Raw genomic sequence first — 10063 nt, forward strand, 5'->3', positions numbered from 1 at the left:
CAACAGCAACGGTAATTTAGAAATGATGGGAACCTTGGTAGCTGGTGGTCAGTTAGATCAAACCTTTGATAGCAATGGTAATCTGCTTACTCAAACGGTTACTTGGTCAGGTAATTACGGCGAAATTGATATTAACGCCCAAGGTCAAGCATTCATTGGTGGTAATACAGTTAACGAACAAGGTGCAGCTATTCAAACCGGTGGTTACTTATTCGCCAATGACCACATTGAAATTGATGGTGGTACACACAGTTCAGGAACAGGTGTATATGTCCATGCTGCTAGTGAATTAGTTACCAATGATGCAGATGGTTCTATTGAAATCAATTCTACTCAAGATGCAGATATCCAAGGTTTATTGTTACCTGGTGGTGAAGTTACCCAAGTTAGAGACAGCAATGGCAAATACATGGGTCGTTATAACAATAACTTTGGTGGCGATTCAACCATCAAGATTACCGCAGGAGATCAAATCCGCATTGGTCAAACTCTGAAAGCTGGTAAAACAATTGACCTGATTGGTGGTATAGACCCTGTAGAACCAAACGCCGCCGACGACCCACAAGGAATATATAATTATTCTGGCAAAGGCATAGTTTTATATGGTTCAACTCAGTTAGAAACTTGGAAAGCTAACAGTGAAATCAACTTGAATGCAGCCGGAGAGGTCGCCATCCTTGCCCCTGCACATACCAACGAAATTGAAGCGGCTGGTTTCCATGAGTTAGCGACGGGTGTTGTCAGTCAAGATGTGACCTTGAGATTACGCATTGATAAAGTTGGCTTTGAGATTGAATCTAATGTCACTTTACCGAACTCAGTAACAGCCAATAATACTAAACTTGATGATTTGGTAGCTGATCTCGACAATGCAATCAAAAATGCTAGTTGGAAGGTGGTAACGTCTCAAGACACTATTGCTCGTCCTCTTAATAGTGACTACACTGGTTTCGATGACGCAGACATGGAAGTGAAGATCCGAGAAGGTCGGTTAATGTTGACCAGTTCTTACGGATTTAACTTAATTCAAGGCGGTTCTAGTAATGCGAATCTGCTAGGGTTCACCAACTTAACCAGCAATTTAACTTCCAGTCTGCCTTACGCAGTCAAAGCGGTTGGGACTGGTTCAGTAGTCAGTATTGGTTCACCCACAGAAACCAACGGTAAATTATATATAGCAGGAAAAGTGATCGGGGAAAGTGCGATCGCTCTTCACAGTGGTACATCTCCAGACGGTATAGATATCGACCTCGATTGGACAGGGCTACTGGAAACCGTCAATGGTTCAATCAACCTCAACATCGGCGAATATGGCATAGTCAAAGGTGACATCATCGCTGGTGGTACAGGTTCAGATATTAGCCTCACTGCCAACAACACCATAGAACTACACGGTAGCTTGACCGCAAATGATCAAGTTCAATTCAGCGCTGGAGAAAATGTAGTTCTTGGACAAACCAGTGTTCACACCTTCGGAACCAGCAAAATAGATGCTCGTTCCCTCAACATCACAGGTTTGAATGATGTGATCATAGACAGTACCATTGGTGAAAACAGTGCCAATATGACCACCATTGGTATCACTGCTACATCTGGAGATTTGACCCTAGCTCGCACCTCTGGACGGATATTAACAGATGGTGATATTTCCCTCACAGGTAAAAACGTCAACATTGAAGGGGTGCTGCGTCAAAACCAAGGTGATGGTAATGCTAACACCAAAGAACTCCTGATTTCCGCCACAGATACAGCCACCTTGATGACCGACATAATTAGTCAAGGGTCAGTGAGTATTACCGCAGGAGATAGCATTTGGGCTTACAACGGTCAAATCTTAGTCGAAGGAACAGGTGAAGTTCTCACACTCAATCAAACCAACGCCAACGGTAGTATTAACCTGGGTCGGACAATTCTGGTAGATGGTAATTATCAACAGCAAGGCTTCGATTCAGCCGCAGTCAATAATCTGACCATCAATAGTACAGGCACAGTTAATATAAATTCTGCCGTCCGTCTGCTCACCAGTGCCAATAACAGCACCATTAATGTTACAGGGAATATCATCAACGTAGTTGGTTCTCTCTTGGCAGGTGCGGATCTGATTGATAATACTCTCACATGGACAGGCAAAGCAGCCACTATTAACCTTACCGCCGCAGATATAGTTACCTTTGGTGGAGCAGGAGCAGATGGTAGCAATACATTGGTAACTCGTGGCGGTTCAGCCAAGGCAACTGGCAACATCAACATCAACGTTAATGGTGGTGTAAATCAACTAGACTTCCGCATGAATAGTCTCAGTTCAATTAAGAGTGACACCACCGCCCGCTTTGGTGAAACGGAAGTTGTAAGTTTTGCCAATGACACCGATACTAGCATTAATATTAATGCCCAAGGTCAGATAGAAATTGATGGCTTAATTCAGGCTTATGACAACAATGCAGACATCACCATTGATAGTGCAGGTTTATTGTTAGTCAATGGCTACCTCAAAGCTGAACGCAATCTTAATTTAGATGGTGGTACAAACGCCGATGGTTATGGATTAATGCTCACAGCATTGGTTTATGAAGATAGCCAAGGACGTTCACTTAATAGTTCCGGTTTCTACATCAATGCCAATGGGGAATATGTAGATGAAAACGGAACTTTATTAGCCGTAGGTACAGCCCCCGTTTCCAGCACAGAAGACCTTGATAGTCTCACCCGTGTGAGCGGTGGTATCCTAGAAACCGGAGTTGGTGGTTTCATTAATATTTCTGCCGAAGCAGGAATTGTGATTAGTGGTCAAGTTGCTCCCGTAACGGTTGTTGATAATTCCTCCACTGTTAGACCAGAAAAAGTCACTATTATTAGTGAAAACAATGCTGGTGACATCTTCATTGACAGCACCGTGGGAGCGAGAAGCCAGGTCATAATTCAGGGTGACAACCTCTACCTGGTTGACTACGAAGAAAGTAATCCTAAAGCATCCATTCTTCCCAACAATGCTCTCATTCAAACCTATGGTAATGGCAGTCTATCTTTAACCGACCCAGCAATTCAAATTCATGGAACAGGTGAAGTGGTGATTGCCCGTAGCGCAGCACCGCTAACTAGAGCGCTGGTAGACTCTGATCAAGATATAGAAGTAATTGCTGATAGTCTTTGGGTACAAGGGTATTTATATAGTGGTGCGAATAGTGATATCACCATCAATGTAGTCTCCGAAGCCGAAATTAACGGTTTAGTCACAGCCGAACGTAATTTATTAGTCCGGGCTGGCATTGACCCCAATTGGTCACTTGGTACACTACGTGGCAACATCACCCGTTCTCAGTTAAGTGGTGGTAATATTCTGATCGACGGTACAGGAACATTAGCAGCTACCACAGGTGAAGTAACGATATTGGCTGGTGGTACTGTTACTGTTGATGCTGAATCTACGGAGGGAATCGGTACTAAACCAGTACCCGTCCCTACTATTAATCAATATGCTGTTACTGTCCCTGTTGTTACAGGTACAATTCAGGTTGCTGATGGTACGATTCAGGTAGAAGTGGTCAACTGGATACCTACCACAGTTACCGAACAGGTAGGAACTGAGTCTGTGAGAGTAGGGAATAAGTTCTATTCTATGAACACCACCCTCACTCAAGATAGTTACTGGAATCCTGTTACACAAACTGAACGTGAATGGTTTGTGAACAAGGTTGATTACACGAATTCTAATATCAACTGGAGTGGGGTAACTACACCTAGTGTTGACCACAGCTTTAATCAATTGAGTCCGGCACAAAAAGACGCGGTAATCAAGTCTTTGGGTTATTACAAACTCTATGATTTCAGCTTTAGTAACCTCAAGCAGAATCAAACAATCAATGGTAATGCCACAGTTATAGATTGGAATCCCAGTTGGAAGTCTACCACTAGCAAAGAGATTATTAATATTCAGGTAGACAACTGGAGTGATAAATATATTCGTCTACCTGTGGGTGCCCAAGCTGACGTTAAAAATGATGTGTTGCGAGTGGTTCAAAGCACTAGCCCCACAGACTGGAGTGAAAATGTTGGTTACTACTGGGATACGGCAAGGGCTAAGTACACTCAAGATAAATCAACTTTAACAGCCTATGTTAAAAATGGTGTTTGGATTAATGATTATGATAATAGCCCTGCGCGTTGGGATGTAAGTTACTACGACAGTGGTAATCGTAATTATTCGATTATTGAACGCGGTGGCACTCCGGTTCATGGTCAAACTCCAGTTTGGAATGGTCAGGGTAAAACACAAAGTTATGATCTTCTTAGCAGATACACTTACGCTCCCTATGAGGCTTACATCCTAAATACTGCCAGTCTTTCTGGTCAATCGACTTTTGCAACCCGTAATAATGTCCTTGTTGGTTACGATTCCAGAAGTTATCAAGTATATGACTGGGTATTTGATTACGATGGTTCACCATTGACTGCATCAAATAGTGTCTTACTTCGTCAACATAAAGACTATGGTGGAGATGGAACCCGTTATTCAGTTGGCGCACATCCCACCGTGCGATTAAATGATACCTACAGTTCAATGCAACTTCCTTCTGGGTATAAAATCATATTGTACACGGATGCTTACTTTGGCGGTAATGCTTATCAGGGTGTTGGTCCTTTGAACTATGGACTGTTTGCTTTACCCCCCAACGACACTATTTCTTCTCTCAAACTCTATCACTGGGGCTTAGATTGGAGAGGTGATTCTTTATACGAAACCCAGTATGACTACCTCTACAACTGGACATCAAAAAATGCAACCATTTACGACACACGCCAAACTATCAACTATCAATGGGTAAGTAATGCAGAGGATATTTACGATAACCGTCCAAAATACGAAACCCGCGATATTCTGATTAAGAATGTAGAAATTAAGACTGAGAATAGATACCGCACAGAGAACATTACCGAAGATCAAACCATTTGGATAGTTGAACGCTCCGATCCTGGTAATGAAAAGCCCTTTGGTCAATTTGGTAATCGTTCTATTCAAGCAGTAAATGGTATTACTATTGACGCAGGTGGCAAGGTTAGTATTACTGGGGAAATTGCGACAACTGGTATTAATGCAAATATCAATATCCTCAGTGGTAATGATGTAGAAGTGAAGGGTAAATTACCAACTGGAACTAACGCCAACGATACCCTAGCTGCACCTTCCATTATTAACACTCAAAATAACCTCAATATTACAGCCGCCAATATCATTGTTTCTGACTTTAGTGAATTACGTGCTGCTGGCAATAGTGGACAAATTAACCTGATTACGAATACTGCTACTGGTGATATTGATTTTGGTGGGAATGCGATCGCTGGAACAATTGGTAATAATGGTAGTAATGTTCAGTTCAATGCCGGAAATAATCTGAATTTAGCTGGTTTCGTTAGTGCGAACAATAGTATCACCGCTAGAGTCGGTCAAGTTGGTGGTAACGGCAATGTGACTGGAGATGCCTTTACTTACCTGCAAACAGGCGCAACAGGTAGCATTACTGTTACAGCAGGTACAACCACTGGTAATATAGACCTACCTTCTGGTTGGCTGGACACGGGTACTGTCACCATGACTGCCGATGAGGGAAGTATTAATAACTACAAATTTGCCCAAAATGGCGATCGCCAACACGGCTTAATCAGTGCCAATACTACCACACTGACAGCGAAATCTGGCATTAGCACCAACGTCAAAGCCACCACCCTCAATGTTAGCAACAGCAATACAGGCAACATTGACCTCACCGTAGATAAGAAGGCTAGTAGTGATGTTGATACCACAGTAACTTCCACTAATGGCAACATCATTATTAACGCCATTAATGGTATTCGTCTAAAAAATGTCAGAGCTTTAGGAACAGGTAATGATATTGCAGTTCTAGGCACAGGAGCAGTTACCGTTGACAGATTACAAGCACCTGATAACTTAACCTTAAATGCCAACGGTGTATTAACCCTTGACCTAGATGCAGCAGCTTACTTATCAGCAGGAAATATCAACATCTCCGCTGGTAGCATTACTCGCAATAATACCAACCGCATCATTGCCAATACCTTAGCTGTAAATACTGTTAACGGTAATTTTGACCTCTACACTCAAGTTAGTAACCTGAGTCTAGTCGCTGGTGGTGCTGGTAACGCCACAATTAACAATAATGCTACTAACCTCAACTTAACTTCCGCGAACATTGGTAACGGCAACTTTACCCTCACAACAACAGGAAGCCTGACTGCTACCTCAGTCAAACTGATTGACAATAGCCAAGCTCGCACCTTTAGCCTCACCTCTAATGGCGACATGACCATTGGACAAATTGATGCTGGTCTATACAGTAACTATGATGACAATAGCTTCAGCCAAATCAACCTCACGGCCAATTCAGGCGGTGATATTCTCGCCATTAACGAAAATGATGGCATTGCTGAACTTATTTCCGCCAAAGCCCATCTCACAACTAACGCCAACACTGGCAACATTGGTTTAATTGAGGTGAATGTAGGCGAAATCAGTGCTAACGCCTATGGTGATGTGAAGATTCAAGGTGTAGGTATAGTAGGCAATACCAATCGCGCCCTTTCTGTCTCTAGCATTAATTCCACCACTGGTGATATCATCCTTTCTAACATCGGTACTCTCAGAACATCAGCCCAACTCACGGCCGGTGGCGGTACTATTGACCTCAACAGTGACACCGAAGATTTGGTGATTGACCTGCTGAATACTGCCGATACAGACAAACTTTTGAGCAGTCAAACCTTGATTCTCTCAGCAGCTAAACAGCTTGATGTCAATTCAGCTATCGTCCTAGAAGCAGAAAATCTGATTTTAGAGTTTGGTAAATCTGGATTAATTCAAGGAAGTATTAAACTACCTACCATTAAGACAGACAATCTATCCCTAGAAGTGGGATCAGGTAACATAGTTATCTCTTCCCAAACCTTTAGTAATCTGACCCCGAAAACAAACGGAGAAACGAGTATTAACTTGGTAGCACGGGGTAATCAAGTCGTTGAAGGAGATTTCGTTGGTTATTATCGCTATCGTGATTACGCCACCCGTGTTGATTACTATTTAGATAAAGCAGAAGAGTCCGCACAGACAAAAACCTACAAAGTTGTCAATAATGCGTTAGTGGAACTGACGACACAGGAAAAGGAAAATCTGATTTTAGTTCCTGTATTAAACACCATCCAAACCCAAATTCGAGACAATTTAAGCGGAAAATATGTCTTTACTGGTAATGATGGCAGAGATTACTACAAAGATCTGCCCACAGATACAGTAGTTTATACTCGTCAACGTACTGATGGACAGTATGCTTATGCTGTATTGAGAGATGTAAGTGGCATTCCTACTCCTGACATAGTTTATTCAACTGAATCGGATGTTACAGTGTTTACTGCTAACAACCCCAGCTATAGTGACGTACAGGTGAAGTTCACTACAGTTAGTAACCCCAGTAGCTTGAATCTTCAAGCCAAGATGTACACAGAATTAGCTGGAGCAATTCAACTAGGAGCATCAGAGGGAGAATCTGCAACCTTTAATGTCAACGCTGACAAGATTATTCTCAAAGCTCAAAGGGATTTAGGCAATTTGAGCTTCCAGCAAATGCTCACCACAGCCGGAACAGTGGAAATTTCTACTGGGTCTGACATGATCTTTAATGGTGCGCCAAGCACCAGTCAGTTAGTTGTAGCATCCACTGGCTATTTCACCACCACCAATAACAATTTAATCGGTGGTAATGTTAGCACCGCATCAGGAACAGTCTTGTCTTCTGGAAATATTCAAGTGGCTGCCCTGAGAGACATTAACATAGCTACAGGTGCAACTACCCTGACTGCTGAATCTAAAGCAGCCGGAAGTGTGAACGTGAATGCCAGTGGTGCTATTGTGGCTGAAAGCATTAAAACCGCTGGGAATGTGAGTATTAATTCTGGCGGCACTATTACAACTAATTCCATTCAAAATGCAGGAACAGTCATTTTATCAGGAACACAGATTATTAGCGGTTCCGGTTTACGGGATATTGAAGCAAGTTCTGTCACACTCAAAGCAACTAGCGGTGGTATTGGTAGCAGTTCTAACCGCTTCCAGATGTCTGTTGATAGCCTGACGATTAATCCTAGCAGCGGCTCAGTTTATATAGACAACTATGGAGCCTTAACTGTTAATAATGTAAGTGTCAATGGTGGTGTAATTGATATTGACACTTACAGCCCATTAAACATTGCTGGTTATGTTAGTGCTAGTGGCAATATTTTTCTTACAGCCAATGATTCGGCTGCTAATGGAGATAACCTGTCGATTAACAATAACGCAACCATTCAATCTAGTGGCAATATTACCCTCGAAGCTGGTGATGATATCATACTTAACTCCTCGGCGTGGATTATCGCTGGCGGTCAGGTGACGGTGAATGCAGACATTGGTATTGTAGATCCAGGAGTAGGTAGTACAGTTGCATTAAATGGAAACATCAACAGTAGTAGCTTGACAATCAACACTGGAAATGACGCAGATATTGTCACTGTGTTAGATGGTAGTCAAAATACAACCATTAATACTCAAGGTGGTAGCGATGTAATTAATCTAGGGGATAATAGTCATCGTTACAGTAGCTTTACTGGAGAATTTACAGTCAACGGTGGCATAGGCACTAATAACCTGAATATAGATAACAGTGCCGATTCAATTGGTCGTTCAGTTGTGTTTACAGCAACTCAGATATTGGGTTTAGGAACTACTATTAACTACAACCAAATCCAAAATATCTCTCTGCAACTGGGTTCTGGTAATGATGCTGTTACGGCTGGCAATGGTGTTACTGCCACACTCACCTTAGATGGTAATGGTGGTTCTGATGTCTTTGGTGAAGATTACTCTGCTCGTACAGATGATTTGGACATCACCATAGATTTAGCCGACTTTATTGCTGGTGGTAATGTTAACTACATTGACTTTGAGGGATTAGGTATTATTCTGGGTTCTGGCAATGATACCGTGACTTTGAATAATCCTAACATCATTGGTGTTAGTAGCGGATTTAACTTCTCCATTCAAGGTAATGCTGGAAGCGATCGCCTGAAAATTGATCACTCTAACAGCCCTGGTTTCAATGAATCTACAACGATATACAACGACTACATTGATGGATTAGGTCTTTCCAGTATTCTCCAATACAACACCATAGAAGCATTAGAAATTCAATTAAGTTCTCATGTTGACAACATCAACCTTACCAACCTATTTACTGGCATTGTTGACTTTAAGACTGGAGCCGGTAATGATACCTTGATCCTCAACAACGCTGAAGGTGAGACAAATATCAGTACCCAAGAGGGCAATGATACAATTCGGGTTAAAGGGATTAATGCAGCAACTACCATTGACACTGGTGCTAACAACGATACAGTTCAGATTTATGACGACAGCAACACCATCAATAACATTGCTGCACAATTAACCATTATTGGTGATACAGGAAATGACAATATTACAGTTACTGATGTAGACGGTGGCAGCAGTAGTGGCGGCTCACAGCAAGGTGTTGGTGACGAGACCGGCAACGGTGCAGTAGTCGGTGATGTTAACACTGGAATCTTAACTAGCACTCAGTTGATAGGACTGGGTATGGTGGGAGTTATCACTTACAGCGCAGAAGCCCTAACTGTTAATCTAAGTACAGGTGATGATACCTTTACAATAGACAGCACCCACAGTGGACAAACTACTGTCAACAGTGGTTTAGGTAAGGATGTAGTAACCGTGAATAATGCTGTTGGCAACCTGGAGATTAACACTGGTGATAATAATGATGCTGTATTAGTGAATGCAACACAGGCTATTACCAACATTAATACTGGTTCTGGAGAAGATAACATTCGCATCAAGTCAATTAATGCCGCCACAACAGTTAACGCTGGTGCAGACAATGACATCATTGACGTATTTGATAATACTAATGATGGTACAGAAAATGACCTGATAGAGAACAACACTCTTAACAGCATTGCCGCTTTATTAACAATAAGTGGAGAT

Annotated in this window: 1 protein-coding gene (only partly in view); it reads left to right on the forward strand. The window is 42.2% G+C overall.

Annotated elements, in window-relative coordinates; all coding sequences use genetic code 11:
- Positions 1-10063, forward strand: part of the annotated coding region (locus VB711_RS19155; protein ID WP_323287829.1) for a DUF4347 domain-containing protein (this coding region is incomplete at its 3' end). Its footprint begins 23132 nt before the window's first position; 10063 of its 33195 annotated nt are in view.

The sequence above is a fragment of the Cronbergia sp. UHCC 0137 genome (assembly GCF_034932285.1).
Lineage (GTDB): Bacteria > Cyanobacteriota > Cyanobacteriia > Cyanobacteriales > Nostocaceae > Cronbergia.